The sequence below is a fragment of the Mesorhizobium sp. M7A.F.Ca.CA.001.10.2.1 genome, assembly GCF_003998575.1.
GTDB lineage: Bacteria > Pseudomonadota > Alphaproteobacteria > Rhizobiales > Rhizobiaceae > Mesorhizobium.
This window is the reverse complement of record NZ_RZQY01000069.1, coordinates 1-15,457: the sequence shown is the minus strand read 5'-3', so window position 1 is coordinate 15,457 and position 15,457 is coordinate 1. Positions and strand designations below refer to the sequence as shown.

Here is a 15,457-nt window from a genome sequence, read left to right as displayed (position 1 = left end):
TCCGGGCACCGTGCGACGTAAACCCGGCCGTACCGATCGCGATATCTGCACTGGCCGGCTTCGCTGGCGTGGCCGATGACCGCCCCGGCTATCGCTCCGACCGCACCGCCGACAACCGCTCCTTCCACAGGGTCTCCGGCCACCGCGGCGCCTACGGCCGCGCCACCCAAGCCGCCGACGGCGGCGCCTTGTTCGGTACGGGAGCACGCCGAGAGCGGAATGAGCAGGCTCAAAATGAGCAGCGTCTTTTTCATCGTTTCTCTCCTGAGGCTACTATTAGCCAAAGCTTAAATGCTTAAGAGAGCTTTTCGATCCATCGACCGTTGCCTGCCATTCAAGCCTGGCCGTGGCGGAGCCGCGCGCCTTCGGCTCAAATCGTACCCTCACTGGTGGACGGGTGCGCGAAGTCGTCGCTTGGTGCAAACGTTGGCCGTGGACTTCCGCACTCGCACAAGGGAGAACGGATGAAACAGAGGACAGGATCCGCGGCGAACCGAACGGGCCAGGCTGATTGCGCGCCTGGCCAGCAAGGTTTGGAAGTCGACCCGAACTAAGCCGGCTGCAGTTCCCTGCGTGGCAGTGGCGGGAACGCGATGGCGATGCCGACCGCGCCGAGCCCGATAAGAGCAGAGCCGATGAAAAGCCAGGAATAGTTGGCGTAGGCATCGAACACCATGCCGCCGGCAAGCGGTCCCAATGCCATGCCGAGGCTGGACAGCATGGTGGCGGCGCCGAACACGGTGCCGAGGATGCGCTGGCCGAAATATTCGCGCGCCAGCACCGCATAGAGCGGCATGACGCCGCCATAGGTGGCACCGAAGATAACGGCCAGCATGTAGAACTGCTCAAGCTGGCTGATCGACAGATAGGCGGCAATGACGATCGCCTGGATCGCCAGGCCCGCGATCAGCACCGGCTTGACGCCCAGCCGGTCGGCCAGCACGCCGTAGAAGAGCCGGCCGCCAAGGCCTGCCAGACCTTCGACACTGTAGATCGAGACCGCTGCCATGGGGGCGACGCCGCACAGCATGGCATAGCTGACCATATGGAAGATCGGTCCGGAATGCGCCGCGCAGCAGGCAAAGAAGGTCAGCCCGAGCACGATGAATTGCGGCGAGCGCAGCGCCTGGCTGACTGTCAGGCCGGCACCTTCGGCAACCGGCGCGGAGCCGGTGTCGACCAAGAGGGGCTTCGGCGGCTGGCGCACCAGCAGCACCACCGGCAACAGCAGCACCCAGGCGGTAATGCCGATGTCGAACATGGCGGTGCGCCAGTCATAGGCGGAGATCAACCAGCGGGCGAAGGGCGAGATCGTCATCGGCGCCACGCCCATGCCGGCCGAGACCAGTGAGACGGCAAGGCTGCGGTTGGTGTCGAACCAGCCTGTGGTCAGCGCGATCATCGGCGCAAAAAAGGCGCTTGCCGCGAGACCGACCAGGACGCCATAGGTGATCTGGAAGCTCAGCAGCGAACCGGCGCGGCTGGCCAGCACCAGCGCCAACCCGAGCAGCACCGCGCCGATCATCACGACGATGCGGGCGCCAAAACGGTCCGATATCGCGCCCCAGGCGAAGCCACCAAGGCCCATCACCAGGAAGTTGAGCGTCATGGCGCTGGAAATGCCGGCGCGCGACCAGTTGGTGTCGATCGCCATCGGCTCCAGGAATATCGCCAGCGAAAACATCGTCCCGATGGCGACACAGGACATCAGCGCGCCAGCGGCGACGATGACCCAACGATAGGAAAGGCTCATTCAAATCTCCCATGCCTAAAGGCAGCGCTGCGCGCTGCTTGCACCCGAAGGACGCCGGCACCGGGTTCGATCCTACAATCCGGTTGCATTTTTTATCCAGTTTGACGTGACGCCGTTTTCGGCAGCTCAGATCGGCAGTTCCGACGTGTATTTGATCGTCTGGCTGGGGACGTCGGTCTTGACGTTCTGCACGCCCTTGATGCGGCTCAGATGCTCCGACTGGAAGCGGCGGTAATCGTCGATGCCGGCTGCCACCACGCGCACCATGGCGTCGCAATCGCCGAGCATCAAATAGCACTCCATCACCTGCGGCAGCTTGGCGACTTCGGTGGCGAAATGCTCGATCGTGTCCTCATCCTGCGTTTTCAGCCAGATGCGGGTGAAGAAGGTGAGGCCCTTGCCGATGCTGCCGGGGTTCAGCACTGCGACGTAGCGATCGATGATGCCGGCTTCCTCCAGCAGCTTCACGCGCCGCAGGCAAGGAGAGGGCGACAGGCCGACCTCTTTGGCCAGATCGTTGTTGGCCATGCGGCCGTCGCGCTGCAGCGCCCGCAGGATCCGCTTGTCGATCTCATCCAGCTTCATGGCTCTAGATTCCATCTATTTTGAAATTAATGGCACTCAATGCCGAACCTAGTTGAAGTACAACAATATTCGCAACCATATTGCGGAGAATTGTGGGTATGTTTGCCGCCAGTGTCATGAGAGTTCAAACGCAGGGCAGCGGCGGCCGCGAGGCGCGCCAGTGGAGACACATGAGCATTTCACAGGCAGTCGAGGCGGCGGGCAATGGTTCGGGATCCGAATTCCGCCGAGGCGTGGCGTCCTGCGCGCCGGTGCTGTTCGGCACCATCCCCTATGCGCTGGTGCTTGGCGCCCAGGCCACGCAAAAAGGGCTGAGCACGGTCGAACTGTCCGCGATGACAGGGCTGAATTTCGCCGGCGGTTCGGAATTCGCGGCGATCCAATTGTGGACGTCGCCGCCGCACATCGTGCTCATCGTCGCCATCACCTTCCTGGTCAACAGCCGTCATTTGCTGATGGGTGCGGCACTGGCGCCGTTCCTGCGCCACCTGCCGCGGCGCAAGGTGTTTCCGGCGCTTTTCTTTATGTGCGACGAGAGCTGGGCGCTGGGTCTGGCCGATGCCAGACAGCGCACTGCTGCCGGCATCATGCCGGCCTTCAGCCCGCGCTACTATATGGGCGCGGCGCTGGCGATGTATCTCACCTGGGTGGTCTTCACCACGCTGGGTGCCTTGCTCGGTCCGATGCTCGGCGACGTCGGGGCCTATGGTTTCGACATGGCGTTCCCGGCTGTCTTCCTGGTGCTGATGCGCGGCATGTGGACGGGGATGGCGGCGGCGCGACCCTGGCTGGTCAGCCTGGTCGTGGCGGCACTGGTCTATCTCTTCGTTCCCGGCGCCTGGTATGTCGCCGCGGGCGCCATGTCGGGTCTGGTCGCGGCCTGGCTGATGGCGAGTGATGCATGATCGATGCAACGACCTTTTTCACCATCGTGCTGATGGCCGGCGTCACTTATCTCACGCGCATCGGCGGCTATGTCGTGCTGCGCAACCGCACACTCAGCGCCCGTGCCACGGCTGTGATGGAAGCTGCGCCCGGTTGCGTGCTGATCTCTGTCATCGCACCGGCCTTCGTGTCGAAGTCCCCGGCGGATATTCTGGCGCTGGCTGTTACGCTGGTGGCCGCCACGCGGCTTTCCATGCTGCCGACTGTGCTGATCGGAGTCGCTTCGGCGGGGTTGCTCAGGCATTTCATCGGCTAGAAAGGCAGCGGCCAGTTGGCTCAGAGGCTCTTTGGCCACTGTTGGGCGGCATGTATGACGGTAAGTATTTCGACGGCATCTTCGCTTACGCGATAGGGGACGATATATGGGATATCGGCCAAAACGAGTTCTCGCGTCGCCTTGATGCGTCCAACGCGACCCATAGCCGGCTGTTCGGTAAGCAACTCCGCTGCGGACAAGATGCGCCCAATGACACGGGCGGCAGCTTCGGGACTGTCTTTCTCGATATGCGCGCCGATTTCGCCAAGCCGACGCAAAGCCCGCTTGGTCCAACGGATTGTCTTGCGGCTCATGGATCAGCCGGCGGGCTTGACGTATTTCCCGATCACGGCGGCCAACTCTTGTTCGCTGGCGAACTCACCGCGCTCGGCCTCGGCCAATCCGGCCTCTATCTCAGCGAGTTGCCACTCTTGACGAGCTACAAAGTCTTCGATGGCCTTGGCGGCCACATAAGAGCGCGAGCGATCGAGCTTTTCGGCAAGTTGGTCGAGCCTGTTTGTCGTGTCGTCGGGGAGGCGTACGGTGAAAGCCGTCATGGTTTCGATCCACTTGGTTCATTGTGATTGTGAGTGAACCAAGGTGGATCGTCAAGTCACACCCAAAGGACTCTGGTCGCTTCGCGCTGTTTACTGTCAGGAAAACAAGCGGGGAGCGCATTGAAAAAGGGCGGGCGCCAAGCGCCTGCCCTCCAATTTAAGTCTTTTCCCTATGCGGCAGCCGCGACACCCTGGCTGGCTGCCACCACGGCATCGACCTTGGCGGTCGCCTTGGCGAGCGCTGCGGTCACCGCGTCAGGACCCATGCCGACGCCTTCGATACGGATGACATCGACATCGGTCATGCCGAGGAAGCCGAGCACGCCGCGCAGGTAGGGAATGGCGTGATCGAACTGCACGGCCGCACCTTCGGAATAGATGCCGCCCGAAGCCAGCACGATATAGACCTTCTTGCCGGTGACGAGACCCTTGGGGCCGTTCTCGCCATAGGAAAAGCTCTTGCCGGAACGAGAGATATGATCGACCCAGGACTTCAGCGTCGAGGAGATGTTGAAGTTGATGAAGCCTGTGGCCAGGATCACGGTGTCGGCAGCAAACAGCTCGTCGAGCACGACATCGGAGACGCCGACGACCTCAGCCTGGCGCGCAGTGCGCGCTTCCGCCGGCACGTAGATGCCGCTCGCGTAGTCGGCGTCGATATGAGGGAGCGGATTGGCGACGAGGTCGCGCACGACGAGCGTGTTCGACGGATCGGCGGCGACGAGCTTTTCAGCGAATTCGGTAGCGATGCGGGTCGAATGGGAGGCGGCGCCGCGCGGGCTCGAAGTGATGAGAAGAATGGACATTTTGGGCTCTCCAGCGGTTGGAATGATTTGTCCCGCCAGATATGGGACTTTCGATCCATTCAATAAACTGGTATACTTTCTATACGATCCATCTATAAGTTAGATATCACGATGCGGCCCAATCCGACGCTCGATCAACTTCAGATCTTTGTGACAGTCGCCGAAGCCGGCAGCTTCTCGGCCGCCGGCCGCAGGCTCAACCGGGCACAGTCCGTCATCAGCTACGGCATAGCCAATCTCGAGGCGCAGCTGGGGCTGAAACTGTTCGAGCGCGAGGGTACCCGCGAGCCGCAACTGACCGAGATCGGCCGGGCGATGCTGGAGGATGCGCGGCGCATGATCGGTGTGCTGCAGCGCATCCGCTCGCGCGTCGACGGCCATCATCAAGGGCTCGAGGCTGAAGTCGCGCTGTCGGTCGACGCAGCGTTGCCGTCGCCGGTGCTGGTGCGGGTGCTGAAGGCGTTCGAGGCGCAGTTTCCGACCGTGATGCTGCGCCTGCATATCGGTACGCTCGGCCTGATCCCCGATCATGTCGTCAGCGGGCAGGCCGACCTTGGCATTGGCGGCCTGCTGGGCGATGTCGATGTGCATCTCGTGCGCATCGGCTTCATGTCGATCGTGCTGGCCGCCGCGCCCAGCCATCCGCTGGCCCTGCTGCCGAAGCCGGTGGCGATCGAGGATGCGCGCGAACACACGCAGCTTGTCGTCACCGACCAGTCGGAGCGCACCAAGGGGCGCGACTTCGGCGTCTTCGCCTACCGCACCTGGCGGCTGACGGATGTGCGCACCAAGCATATGCTGATGCGCGAGGGGCTGGGTTGGGGCGGGCTGCCGCGCTGGCTGATAGCAGACGACCTGGCGAGTGGCCGGCTGGTCGAAATCGACCTCGAATCCTTCAGGGAGGTGAGTTCGCCGCTGTTTGCCATGCACCGCAACGATCGCAGCCCGAAGCCCGCGGCGGCCTGGCTGATCGACCAGTTCAAGCGCCAGCTCGGCTGCTTCAACGAGTTCGAACCGGGCGAGGTGCCTGAGGAAGAGACAGGCCATCGATCAGTGCCATGAGCACGGCGCGGTAGTCCTGAGCTGACGCACCGGCCTCGATGGCCAGGGCGGCACGATCGAAGGCGGAGCCGAGCAGCGCGGTCAGCGCGTCGGCCGGCAATCTCGTCATCGTCTGCGCCCGCATCGCCGCGACCAGCCCTTCGCGCAGCGAACGGTTGCCGTGGCGGTTGTCGATCGCGTCCATGACGGCGCGGCCAAGCACGGCCGGGCCGTCGAGCAGCAGCAGCCGCGTGCGGCCGGGCGCGCGCATCGCAGTGAGATAGGCGTCGGAGCCGGCAATGAGCGCGTCGCGGGCATTGAGCGATGGCGGCGAAGCGCGCTCGATCTCCTCAGCCACCGCCATCGCCTCCTGCTCGACCACGGCGGCAAACAGCGCCTGCTTGTCGGCGAAGTGATGGTAAAGCGCGCCGCGCGTGACGCCGGCGGCAGCGACGATCTCCGGCGTGCCGGTCTCGGCATAGGATTTTTCGGTGAACAGCTTTCGTGCCGCGGCAATCAGGTCGGCGCGCGTCGCCTCGGTGCGGTCACGGTTGGAACGACGCGCGGAATCGCGTTGCATACATGCAGCCTGTATGTTAAATGAAGTTACATGCAGACTGTATGTTAATCGACGGGAGAAGGAAAGATGAAGACGACGAGCTATTACCCGGTGCTGATGACCGGCGACGTCGCCGGCACGACGGCGTTCTATATCGAGCATTTTCGCTTCCAGCCGCTATTCGAAAGCGACTGGTATGTGCATCTGCAATCGGTGGAGGACAGAAGAGTCAATCTCGGCATCGTCCAGGGCGATCATGAGACGATCCCGGAAGAGGGGCGCGGCCGCGCGTCGGGCCTGCTGATCAACTTCGAGGTGAGGGACCCGGATGCGGTCTATGAACGGATCGTCGCGGCCGGGCTGCCGATCCTGCGCTCTCTACGCGACGAACCCTTCGGCCAGCGCCATTTCATCACGCGGGATCCCAATGGCGTGCTGATCGACGTGATCAAGCCGATTCCGCCGAGCGAGGCGTTTCTGGCGCAGTACGCGGAGGGGGCGGTGGGCACCTGAACGATGTTTTCGTGTTGGCTGTTTCCTACGCAATTTATGATCATCCGGTAATGCCAAGCCGAGAAAGGTTTGATTTCTGAGCAGATGTGCGATGCAATCATGCGAGTGCAGGTGGCGAGCGGACCATTGAATGACCGAAGATCTTGTCGATCGAATTTATGAAGCGGCGTTCGTCCCCGATTTATGGCCAGACGTCTTCGACAGGTTGAGCGAACTGTCGAACTCGGCCGGAGGCGGTATGGGTTTATTCGATGATCGGCTGGACCCGATGCTCATCGCGTCGGACCTGGTCCGGCCGATACTGGAGGGCATCTCTGCGGAAGGCGGGTTCAAGAGCAGCAGTGTCTCCCAACTCCTGCTGACGCTGCCCCCACCCTCGGAATTCGTCTACGACGCGGATTACTTCCCCAAGGAGGCGCTCGAGAACAATCGGACGCGGCTCGACCGGACGCTGCCATTGGGAATCGGTGGCGAAGTCGGTACGTTCATATCCCTGCCTACAGGCGAAGTTCTGTTGTTTACGATGGAGCGTTGGCTGACCAATGATCGGCCATCCCGAGACGAATTGGACCAGCTCAACCGCATGAGGCCACATTTGGCGCGCGCCGGCCTGATTGGTGCGCGCCTGCGGCTGGAACGAGCGCGCGCTACGACTACGGCGCTTGCGGCGATCGGCCTGCCGGCCGCGGTGATGACGAGCAGGGGACGCGTTCTGGCGACCAATCAACTGCTTGACGCTCTGCCCCTTGTGTTCGTGCCGACGGCCCGTGATGGGCTCGCCCTTGCCGATGCCAAGGCAAACAAGTTGTTTCAGCAGGCGATTGCAAGCGGGACTGGTGACGCTGCGTCGGGTCGCTCCGTGCCCATAGCGCCAAGCGAGAATAGCGAGGCCATGATCGTTCACCTCATCCCTCTTCGCCGTCTGGCGCACGAACTTCTCTCAGGCGCCGACATACTGATCGCAGCCACGGCTCTCAACCCGACGAATCTGGTGCCTTCGCCGACCATCCTGACGGGCCTTTTCGACCTCTCGCCGGCCGAGGCGCGATTGGCGGCGGCATTGGCATCGAGGGATAGCCTTGGTGTGGCGGCGACAAGCGCCAACATCACCTATCGCACGGCCAGCACGTATCTTGGTCGTATCTTCGACAAGACAGGCACGCATCATCAGGCGCAACTCGTAGCTCTCCTGAAGGGAGCCTATGTCGCCGTTGCTCCCTCGAAGGGGGAGTGAGCAACGGCGGCCTTAAAGTCTTTGTGTTGATACATGTCGTTGTCCCAGAACCGCGGCACACTTCTGGGTGACTGCACTAGCTTCGCGCAACCGGCATCACCGTCACCTGGCTGACGCCGGTGCGGCGCACCACGGTGCATTGTGTCTCGCGGCCGATGCGCTCGGCGTCGAGCACGCGCACCAGGTCGTCGACGCCGGTGACCGGGCGGCCGTCTATTGCGGCGATGATGTCGCCCTCCTTCAAGCCGGCCTTGGCCGCCGGGCCATCCTTCTCGACGCTGCGCAGCCGCACCGCTGTATTCGTCGACACTTGCGACAGGAGCGCGGCGCGTCGCGGCAGATTGACGGTGTCGGCCGAGACGCCGATGAAGGCGCGGCGCACGCGGCCGAAGCGGATGATCTCCGAAATGACGAAATTGGCGGTGTTGGAGGCAACCGCGAAGGCGATGCCTTGCGCGCCATGGATCATGGCGGTGTTTACGCCGATGACCTCGCCGGCCGACGATACCAGCGGTCCGCCGGAATTGCCGGGATTGAGCGCTGCGTCGGTCTGGATGACGTCGTCGATCAGCCGGCCGGTGGAGGCGCGCATCGAGCGGCCGAGCGCGGAGACGACGCCGGAGGTGACGGTCCATTCGAAACCGAGCGGGTTGCCGATTGCAATGGCGATCTGGCCGCGCCGCAGCCGCTTGGAATCGCCCAGCGGTGCGACGTCGGCAAAGCTGCCGTCGGCGCGCACCAGCGCGATGTCGGTGTCGGGATCGCGGCCAAGAACACGCCCTTCTCTCGAAGCGCCGTCCGGCATCGAAACGCGCACCGTCCTGGCATCACCGACGACATGGAAGTTGGTGACCACCAGCCCGTCCGGCGCAATGACGAAGCCGGAGCCATGGCCGCCCTGACCGCCAACGCGCTCGATGCGGCAGACGGCCGGACCGATGCGGTCGACCGCGTCGGCAACCGTCGTCGAATAGGCGTCGAGCAACGTGTCATCGGTTTGGAATTTGGCGACGGCGACGGCCATGGGAGGGCTCCGTGTGTTCAGGCTTGATCGTGACTATATGTGCGGAGCGGCTGGAACCGCAGCGACCTGACCAGATGGCCAGTCAAACCGGCAACTAGCCGTCAGGCGAGTACCCGCGGACGCGCTGTCGAGCGATATCTGGGGCATGGATGAACCCAGGAGACCATTAATGAGCGATTTCAATCTGAGCGCGTTTTCGCAAGCCGTCGCCGATCTCGCCGCCAAGGCCGCGCCGGCAACGGCTGGCTTCGCTACGCATCATCACCGCACGGCAAGCGCCTTCCACTGGCGTGACGGCTATTTCGTCACCGCTGAAGAGGCTGTCGAGGCCGGCGAGGAGATCGATCTGGTGTTGGCCTCGGGGGAAACGGTGAAGGCCGAGCTGGTTGGCCGCGACCCTTCGACCGGTGTTGCCCTGCTGAAGCCGGCGGAGGCCGTCAGCGCCGCGCCGCTGGCCAAGGCCGATGCGGTGCGGCCGGGCAACATCGCCATTGCCATCGGCAGCAGCGACGGTTCGGCTTTGGCTGTTTCGGGCTCGGTGGGCGAAGTCGGCCCGGCCTGGCGCTCGATGCGCGGCGGCACCATCGACCGGCGCATCAATCTTGCCGTCGGCGACGGCGGCCGTTTCGAGGGCGGCCCGGTTCTCGACGCCAAGGGTGCGCTGATCGGCATGCTGTTGTTCGGACCGCGTCACCGGGCGCTGGTCATGCCTTACGAGACGATCGAGCGGGCGGTCGCGACCTTGCGCGAAAAGGGCCATGTCGCGCGCGGCTATCTCGGCGCCGGCCTGCACCCGGTACGAGACCGCGACGCGCAGGGCGCAATGGTGATGAGCCTCGATGACGAGGGTCCCGCCAAGGCCGCCGGTCTCTCTCTTGGCGATATCATCGTGGCGTGGAACGGTGAGGCGGTGCACGGCCCGCGGGACCTGATCCGCAGGCTCGGACCCGACAGTGCCGGCGCTTCGGTGACGCTCGGTGTCGTGCGCGGCGGCGAACAGCGCGATGTCGTGCTGACAATCGGCGAAAAGCCGCTGAGCTGAGGGCATCCATGGACACGCTCACCAGCGACAGGATCATGCATGACGGTGCCGTCTCGCGGCGGCTGGTGGTGCTGATTGCGCTTGGCGATGCGTCACGCGCCGAGCGCCTGGCGGCCTCGCTGGCCGCGAGCGATGACCTGCTGCCGGTCGTGGCCGGCGGTGGAAGAGCCGACGTCGCCATCGTTGACGACAGCATTGGTGATGGCGTGCCGGCCCTCATTCCACGGGTGCTGCTGACCGGACGCGCTGGCGGCGAGCGGCCCGCCGGTGAGGTGCTGGCCGTGATGTCCGCTGGCGCGGAGGATTTGTTGATCGCCGCGGCGGCGCGGCTGGCCGCGGCCGGCTATCGCGTCTCGGGCGAGCGCGGAAGCGGACGCCATGAGGATTTCCGTGCCGGCGATGGCGAGCCGTTCGAGGAGGAGGCCTCCGACGAGCATGCCGCCCGGCCTTCGCTGTCGCCGCGTGAGGCGGAAGTGTTGGCGCTGCTGGCCGAGGGCGCCCCAAACAAGGTGATTGCGCGGCGGCTGAACATTTCGGTGCACACCGCGAAGTTCCACGTCGCCGCAATCCTGATCAAGCTCGGTGCGGCCAACCGCACCGATGCGATTGCCATTGCGATGCGCCAAGGGTTGGTGCTGGTTTAGTCATAAACCCTACGCTGCGTAACGCGGTGTCCAGCGTGTCGGGTCTTGCGCTGCGGTCGCCCGCCGCGCAAAGGTTTGCGCCTGTTGTGTTGCAAGGGAGGCGCAAGGAAATGTCGCTCAAGGGAAAGACGCTGTTCATCTCCGGTGGGTCGCGCGGCATCGGGCTGGCGATCGCGCTGCGCGCGGCGCGCGACGGCGCCAATGTGACGATCGCGGCCAAGACCGCCGAACCGCATCCGAAGCTGCCGGGCACGATTTATAGCGCTGCCGAAGAGATCGAGCAGGCTGGCGGCAAGGCGCTGCCTGTTTTGTGCGACATCCGCGAGGAGGCGCAGGTGGCCGAGGCGGTCGCCAGGACCGTGGAAAAATTCGGCGGCATCGACATCTGCGTCAACAATGCCAGCGCCATCCAACTCACCGGCACGCTGGAGACCGACATGAAGCGCTACGATCTGATGCATCAGATCAACACGCGCGGTACCTTCCTGGTCTCGAAAATGTGCATTCCTCACCTGAAGTTGGCGCAAAATGCTCACATCCTGAATCTGGCGCCGCCGCTCGACATGAAGGCCAAGTGGTTCAGGAATCACGTCGCCTACACGATGGCCAAGTTCGGCATGTCGATGTGCACGCTGGGCATGAGTGCGGAGTTCGCCAAGGACGGCATCGCTGTCAATTCACTGTGGCCGATCTCGACCATCGACACGGCGGCGGTGCGCAATCTGCTCGGCGGCGCGACGGTGGCGGCGATGAGCCGTTTGCCCGACATCATGGCCGACGCCGCGCATGCCATCTTCATGCGGCCGGCGCGCGAGACAACAGGTAATTTCTACATCGACGAGGAGGTGCTGCGCGCCGAGGGCGTCAGCGACTTTTCAGCCTATGCGCCAGGTGCGACCGGGCCTCTGGCCGGAGATTTCTTTGTCCCTGACGAGGTGTTTGCCCGCACGGACAGCAAGATCAAGAGCATCTACTAGATCCGCGTCATTGTGAGCGTCGAGCTAAGCCATCCGCCGTGGCTGAGCCACGGCAAAGCCTTGCTCACAAAGCGATAGGGCGCCAACCTGCCGGAGTGATTCAAGGTCCGGCAGGCGCTTGCTTACGCCTCATCCTTCTTGCCTTTGCCGAGGCCCATCAGCCGGTCGATATAGGCGAGCATGAGGGCCGAGACGACGAAGGCGAGATGGATGATGGTCAGCCACATCAGCTGGTCGGTCGTGTAGGTCGACGAGTTCAAAAACACCTGCAAAAGGTGGATGGACGAGATGGCGACGATGGTCGAGGCAACCTTGACCTTCAGCGAGCCGACATCGATGGTGCCCAGCCAGTGCACGCCACCCTCCTGGTCGTCGAAGCGGCTGACGAAGTTCTCGTAGCCCGAGATGATGACCATCACCACCAGCGAGGCAACCAGTGCGGCATCGATCAGGCCGAGCATCTTGAGGATGGTGTCGGTGTCACCGAGCGTGAACGCCAGGGTAATGAACTCATAAAGCTTCTTGCCGAATGACAGCGCATAGACGGCCAATGCCAGGGCCAGGCCGATATAGAAAACGACGAGCAACCAGCGTGAAGCGAGAATGATCGATTCGATGGCGAGTTCGAGACGCTTCATGGGATGATTCCGGCTGGTTATCTCTCAGACAATGGTCGTATTCGGCCACGCCGCCACCGTTTGCAAGACAAAAAACCCCGCCGAACAAGGTCCGGCGGGGTTCAATGCGTCCCGCTGGAGTCGGGACGGGGCAGGGAACGCCCAGCACCGAATCTGGGGTGGCTGGGCTCGCGATTCAATGAGCCGTGTCTAATGCCCGTACAATTCTTGTTGAACCCGTCACATCCACCCATCCCCGGCGGTGCCGGGGATGGGTGCTTCTCGTGCCGATTCCACAAACCGGGTCATGGTTTTGAAATCATGACCTAATTGTTGCTGGCGACCGGTGCCACCAGCGAGGTGATGCGGCGAATGCCGACGCGCCGGTTCTCGCGGTTCGGCGCCGACGTGTTGACCTTCAGATACTCCTCGCCATAGCCCTGCGTCGTCAGGTTTTCCGGCGGGATGCCGAAGGCGTTGGTGAGCGCTTCCGCCACTGATTCCGCGCGGCGATCGGAAAGGGCCAGGTTAGCCTCCGGTGTGCCGACCGCGTCGGTATGACCTTCGATCAGGAAGGTCTCGGCCGGGTTCTTTTTCAACAGCTTCTCCATGGCGGTGGCGACGCCCTCGAGCTTCTGCACCTCGGTGTCGGAGATCGAGGCCGAGCCGAATTCGAAGTTGAGCGTGTCGAGATCGACGCGCCGTGCGATGTCGCGCACGCGGGCCGAACGTTTGACCTCGTCGATCGAGTAGAGGCGCTGGACCTTCTCCACCGGTGGCTGTTCGAGGAAGGTGTAGTAGTCGTCCGGATCTTCGACATCCTCGGAGTCCAGAATGTACTCCTCGCGCGGGATTGTCAGCCGCATCGGCGGCAGGTCATCGCCTGGATCGCGCCAGTCGCTCTCATCCTGATAGTGCCGCTCGTCGACATAGCTCAGCACATATTCGCGTCCATCCGGCGCAATGCGCGAACGCTGGATGACGTCGCCATAGCGGTTGCGGATGGTGACGATCTGGACACCGTTGTCGCGCTCGACGATTTCCCGGGTGCGGTCGCCCGAGAGATCCTCATAATAGACGTTCCTGGCGCCGCGGGTCATGCGCGGGGCGTCATTGCTCTCGACGAATGTCTGGTTGTTGAACTGCAGGATGACGCGGTCGCCGAGCTCCCTGACGACGTCGACGCCTTTCGGACGCCGGCGGTCACGGACGTTCTCATCGGGCGCACGCTCTACGCGCGTGCCCTTTTCCTCGGTCACCGGCGCGATCTTCTCGGGCTTGATCTCCTGTTGTGCGGCCCTGTCGTCGGTGGGCGGCGGACCTTGGTCGATGGGAGCAGCCACCGGCTTGCGGCCCTGATCGCCACCTTGCTGGGCATTTTGCCCGCCATTCTGCTGCTCGCCATCCTGGGGGACGATCTTGTCGCCCTGCTTGCGGCCGCCCCTGCGCTCGGCGTCCTTCTGGCTGTCCAGGATGGGAGCGGCGTTTGGATCGGCCGGTGCTTCGCCTTGCACCGGGTTTTCGCCCTGTGCCGGTGCTGCCGTCTGACCATTGGCCGGTTGTTCGCCGGTGGCTGGCTGTTCGGCTGTGGCCGGCTGCTCGCCAACAGGTTTCCTGACACGCTTCTTCGTCGTGTCCTGGGGCTGCTCGCCCTGGGCCGCGGGCTGTTCGCCGGCAGGGACCGTCGCCTCTCCAGCGGGAGCCTCTTTCGGTGCCGGGGCGACTTCAGGTTGGGCCTGCTGGTCCTGCCTGTTCTTCTTGCGCGGCTTGGCCTGCTCGCCGGGCTGATTGTCGTTGGCCGGTTCCGCCTGGTTGGCCGGAGCCTGCTCGGTTTGCTGCTGCTGGTCGCGCTTCTTCCTGCGCGGCTGCTGTTCCTCGGCCGGAGCGGCCTGTTCGGCCGGCGCCTGCTCAGCCTGCTGCTGCTGGTCGCGCTTCTTCCGGCGTGGCTGCTGCTCCTCGGCGGGCTGTTCGCTCTGGGCAGGCGCGGCCTGCTGTTCAGGCTCGGCCTTCTTGCGCTCGCGCTTCTGTTCGGGTTCCGCCTGCTGCTGTTGTGCGCAGGCTTCGCCTTCGGCGCATGCTGCTTGCGCCAGGATGAATGGGGCTGCCGTGCGCTGGGCAAGGCCGGACGCGACACTTCCCTGAAGCGGGAACGCGCCCAACGGCGCGGATGCCATAAGCAGGCCGAGTGCCGTGCCTGCCAGAATCCGTGGTTGGCGTTTCATCGAAATTCTCCTTGTGGGGTCCCATCCTTGCCGAAACCGATCTTGTGCCGATTGGTTCCAGTCTGGCACGGATAGAGGCCGTACGGGGCGATTGACCGACCTTTTGAAGGCAACTTCATGTCATTCACCTGGCGATAGCCGCAATTGCGACCATTGCCGCGCTTGACCTTGCCCGCGGCTGGGGCCACATCCCGGAAATGGAAACGCCATTCTGGAAAACCAAGGCGCTGGAGGCGATGAGCCCGGCCGAGTGGGAATCGCTGTGCGACGGCTGCGGTAAATGCTGCCTTTCGAAGCTTGAGGACGAGGACACCGGCGAGATATACTGGACCAGCGTCGGCTGTCGGCTGTTCGATGCCGAGACCTGCCGCTGTTCGGACTACGTCAACCGGCTGGCGCGCGTTCCCGACTGCGTCGGGCTGACGCCACAGAATGTGCGAACCATCAGCTGGCTGCCCAGCACCTGCGCCTATCGGCTGGTGGCCGAGGGCTGCGACCTCTACTGGTGGCACCGGCTGGTGTCGGGCAGCGCCGAGACCGTGCATGAAGCCGGCATCTCGATGCGCGGCCGGGTCAAGGCGAGCGAAACCGATCTTGCCGAGCCGGAAGACTATTTTGACTATGTACTGGACGAGGAGCCGTAGGACCAGCGGCGGTGAGCAAGAGCCTCGCGTTTGAAGAC

General features: G+C 63.6%; 19 protein-coding genes. 9 read left to right on the top strand and 10 right to left on the bottom strand.

The window, feature by feature from the left end; translation table 11 throughout:
- The 3 genes from EN964_RS07165 to EN964_RS07155 form a co-directional block, all read right to left on the bottom strand.
- Window positions 1-254, bottom strand: a 254-nt coding sequence (locus EN964_RS07165) for a YMGG-like glycine zipper-containing protein (RefSeq protein ID WP_127276276.1), incomplete at its 3' end; no start/stop codon positions are given.
- Window positions 255-550: 296 nt separating this feature from the next.
- On the bottom strand, window positions 551-1,753 hold the full coding sequence (locus EN964_RS07160) for an MFS transporter (protein ID WP_127271347.1): 1,203 nt from the start codon (window positions 1,751-1,753) through the stop codon (window positions 551-553).
- A gap of 126 nt (window positions 1,754-1,879) precedes the next feature.
- Complete coding sequence (locus EN964_RS07155; RefSeq protein WP_127268102.1) at window positions 1,880-2,338, bottom strand: Lrp/AsnC family transcriptional regulator; 459 nt, start codon at window positions 2,336-2,338, stop codon at window positions 1,880-1,882.
- A gap of 170 nt (window positions 2,339-2,508) precedes the next feature.
- Between EN964_RS07155 and EN964_RS07150 the strand changes: the two genes are divergently transcribed.
- Together EN964_RS07150 and EN964_RS07145 are read left to right on the top strand one after the other, a co-directional pair.
- Window positions 2,509-3,243 carry an AzlC family ABC transporter permease gene (locus EN964_RS07150; protein WP_127268103.1) on the top strand — a complete coding sequence of 245 codons (735 nt, stop codon included), beginning with the start codon at window positions 2,509-2,511 and terminating at the stop codon, window positions 3,241-3,243.
- The gene (locus EN964_RS07145) at window positions 3,240-3,539 is read left to right on the top strand and encodes an AzlD family protein (protein ID WP_127268104.1); all 300 of its coding nucleotides are present in this window, start codon (window positions 3,240-3,242) and stop codon (window positions 3,537-3,539) included. Before EN964_RS07150 ends, EN964_RS07145 begins: the two co-directional genes overlap by 4 nt.
- Before the next feature lie 20 nt (window positions 3,540-3,559).
- On the opposite strand, the gene EN964_RS07140 is transcribed toward EN964_RS07145, so the two are convergent.
- The 3 genes from EN964_RS07140 to EN964_RS07130 form a co-directional block, all read right to left on the bottom strand.
- Window positions 3,560-3,853, bottom strand: coding sequence for a type II toxin-antitoxin system RelE/ParE family toxin (locus EN964_RS07140; RefSeq protein ID WP_127268105.1), 294 nt, complete (start codon window positions 3,851-3,853; stop codon window positions 3,560-3,562).
- A 3-nt stretch (window positions 3,854-3,856) separates the two neighbouring features.
- A complete protein-coding gene (locus EN964_RS07135; protein WP_127256140.1) occupies window positions 3,857-4,096 on the bottom strand; it encodes a CopG family ribbon-helix-helix protein in 240 nt (79 codons plus the stop codon).
- Window positions 4,097-4,266: 170 nt separating this feature from the next.
- Entirely contained in the window at window positions 4,267-4,902 is a 636-nt protein-coding gene (locus tag EN964_RS07130) for an FMN-dependent NADH-azoreductase (RefSeq protein ID WP_127268106.1), read from the bottom strand.
- A 111-nt stretch (window positions 4,903-5,013) separates the two neighbouring features.
- On the opposite strand from EN964_RS07130, the gene EN964_RS07125 reads away from it, so the two are divergent.
- On the top strand, window positions 5,014-5,964 hold the full coding sequence (locus tag EN964_RS07125) for a LysR family transcriptional regulator (RefSeq protein WP_127276274.1): 951 nt from the start codon (window positions 5,014-5,016) through the stop codon (window positions 5,962-5,964).
- Here EN964_RS07125 and EN964_RS07120 read toward each other — a convergent pair.
- Window positions 5,903-6,523: a TetR/AcrR family transcriptional regulator gene (locus EN964_RS07120; protein WP_127270137.1), complete on the bottom strand. Its 621-nt coding sequence runs from the start codon at window positions 6,521-6,523 to the stop codon at window positions 5,903-5,905. The genes EN964_RS07125 and EN964_RS07120 overlap by 62 nt on opposite strands.
- Before the next feature lie 66 nt (window positions 6,524-6,589).
- Here EN964_RS07120 and EN964_RS07115 point away from each other — a divergent pair, with 66 nt between their 5' ends.
- Both EN964_RS07115 and EN964_RS07110 read left to right on the top strand, forming a co-directional pair.
- On the top strand, window positions 6,590-7,015 hold the full coding sequence (locus EN964_RS07115) for a VOC family protein (protein WP_127270139.1): 426 nt from the start codon (window positions 6,590-6,592) through the stop codon (window positions 7,013-7,015).
- 130 nt (window positions 7,016-7,145) lie between these two features.
- Complete coding sequence (locus tag EN964_RS07110) at window positions 7,146-8,249, top strand: helix-turn-helix transcriptional regulator (RefSeq protein WP_127270141.1); 1,104 nt, start codon at window positions 7,146-7,148, stop codon at window positions 8,247-8,249.
- Window positions 8,250-8,325: 76 nt separating this feature from the next.
- Here the strand turns inward: EN964_RS07110 and EN964_RS07105 are convergent, their stop codons facing one another.
- The gene (locus EN964_RS07105; RefSeq protein ID WP_127270143.1) at window positions 8,326-9,273 is read right to left on the bottom strand and encodes a S1C family serine protease; all 948 of its coding nucleotides are present in this window, start codon (window positions 9,271-9,273) and stop codon (window positions 8,326-8,328) included.
- Between the two features lie 169 nt (window positions 9,274-9,442).
- Between EN964_RS07105 and EN964_RS07100 the strand changes: the two genes are divergently transcribed.
- From EN964_RS07100 to EN964_RS07090, 3 genes are all read left to right on the top strand, one after another.
- Window positions 9,443-10,315, top strand: coding sequence for a S1C family serine protease (locus EN964_RS07100; RefSeq protein ID WP_127276272.1), 873 nt, complete (start codon window positions 9,443-9,445; stop codon window positions 10,313-10,315).
- 8 nt (window positions 10,316-10,323) lie between these two features.
- Window positions 10,324-10,959 carry a helix-turn-helix transcriptional regulator gene (locus EN964_RS07095; protein ID WP_127269032.1) on the top strand — a complete coding sequence of 212 codons (636 nt, stop codon included), beginning with the start codon at window positions 10,324-10,326 and terminating at the stop codon, window positions 10,957-10,959.
- 110 nt (window positions 10,960-11,069) lie between these two features.
- Window positions 11,070-11,936 carry an NAD(P)-dependent oxidoreductase gene (locus EN964_RS07090; RefSeq protein WP_127269031.1) on the top strand — a complete coding sequence of 289 codons (867 nt, stop codon included), beginning with the start codon at window positions 11,070-11,072 and terminating at the stop codon, window positions 11,934-11,936.
- Between the two features lie 122 nt (window positions 11,937-12,058).
- On the opposite strand, the gene EN964_RS07085 is transcribed toward EN964_RS07090, so the two are convergent.
- Both EN964_RS07085 and EN964_RS07080 read right to left on the bottom strand, forming a co-directional pair.
- Entirely contained in the window at window positions 12,059-12,574 is a 516-nt protein-coding gene (locus EN964_RS07085; protein WP_127269030.1) for a TIGR00645 family protein, read from the bottom strand.
- Between the two features lie 305 nt (window positions 12,575-12,879).
- Window positions 12,880-14,775, bottom strand: coding sequence for an OmpA family protein (locus tag EN964_RS07080; RefSeq protein WP_127276271.1), 1,896 nt, complete (start codon window positions 14,773-14,775; stop codon window positions 12,880-12,882).
- Between the two features lie 197 nt (window positions 14,776-14,972).
- On the opposite strand from EN964_RS07080, the gene EN964_RS07075 reads away from it, so the two are divergent.
- Window positions 14,973-15,419, top strand: coding sequence for a YcgN family cysteine cluster protein (locus tag EN964_RS07075; RefSeq protein ID WP_127269028.1), 447 nt, complete (start codon window positions 14,973-14,975; stop codon window positions 15,417-15,419).
- Window positions 15,420-15,457 lie beyond the last annotated feature (38 nt).

Bases quoted from the DNA above. Each gene is read 5' to 3' on its own strand.
- EN964_RS07080 (WP_127276271.1), bottom strand. From the start codon at position 14,775: ATGAAACGCCAACCACGGATTCTGGCAGGCACGGCACTCGGCCTGCTT.
- EN964_RS07075 (WP_127269028.1), top strand. From the start codon at position 14,973: ATGGAAACGCCATTCTGGAAAACCAAGGCGCTGGAGGCGATGAGCCCG.
- EN964_RS07160 (WP_127271347.1), bottom strand. From the start codon at position 1,753: ATGAGCCTTTCCTATCGTTGGGTCATCGTCGCCGCTGGCGCGCTGATG.
- EN964_RS07105 (WP_127270143.1), bottom strand. From the start codon at position 9,273: ATGGCCGTCGCCGTCGCCAAATTCCAAACCGATGACACGTTGCTCGAC.
- EN964_RS07110 (WP_127270141.1), top strand. From the start codon at position 7,146: ATGACCGAAGATCTTGTCGATCGAATTTATGAAGCGGCGTTCGTCCCC.
- EN964_RS07135 (WP_127256140.1), bottom strand. From the start codon at position 4,096: ATGACGGCTTTCACCGTACGCCTCCCCGACGACACGACAAACAGGCTC.
- EN964_RS07125 (WP_127276274.1), top strand. From the start codon at position 5,014: ATGCGGCCCAATCCGACGCTCGATCAACTTCAGATCTTTGTGACAGTC.
- EN964_RS07095 (WP_127269032.1), top strand. From the start codon at position 10,324: ATGGACACGCTCACCAGCGACAGGATCATGCATGACGGTGCCGTCTCG.
- EN964_RS07090 (WP_127269031.1), top strand. From the start codon at position 11,070: ATGTCGCTCAAGGGAAAGACGCTGTTCATCTCCGGTGGGTCGCGCGGC.
- EN964_RS07115 (WP_127270139.1), top strand. From the start codon at position 6,590: ATGAAGACGACGAGCTATTACCCGGTGCTGATGACCGGCGACGTCGCC.
- EN964_RS07155 (WP_127268102.1), bottom strand. From the start codon at position 2,338: ATGAAGCTGGATGAGATCGACAAGCGGATCCTGCGGGCGCTGCAGCGC.
- EN964_RS07085 (WP_127269030.1), bottom strand. From the start codon at position 12,574: ATGAAGCGTCTCGAACTCGCCATCGAATCGATCATTCTCGCTTCACGC.
- EN964_RS07150 (WP_127268103.1), top strand. From the start codon at position 2,509: ATGAGCATTTCACAGGCAGTCGAGGCGGCGGGCAATGGTTCGGGATCC.
- EN964_RS07120 (WP_127270137.1), bottom strand. From the start codon at position 6,523: ATGCAACGCGATTCCGCGCGTCGTTCCAACCGTGACCGCACCGAGGCG.
- EN964_RS07145 (WP_127268104.1), top strand. From the start codon at position 3,240: ATGATCGATGCAACGACCTTTTTCACCATCGTGCTGATGGCCGGCGTC.
- EN964_RS07130 (WP_127268106.1), bottom strand. From the start codon at position 4,902: ATGTCCATTCTTCTCATCACTTCGAGCCCGCGCGGCGCCGCCTCCCAT.
- EN964_RS07140 (WP_127268105.1), bottom strand. From the start codon at position 3,853: ATGAGCCGCAAGACAATCCGTTGGACCAAGCGGGCTTTGCGTCGGCTT.
- EN964_RS07100 (WP_127276272.1), top strand. From the start codon at position 9,443: ATGAGCGATTTCAATCTGAGCGCGTTTTCGCAAGCCGTCGCCGATCTC.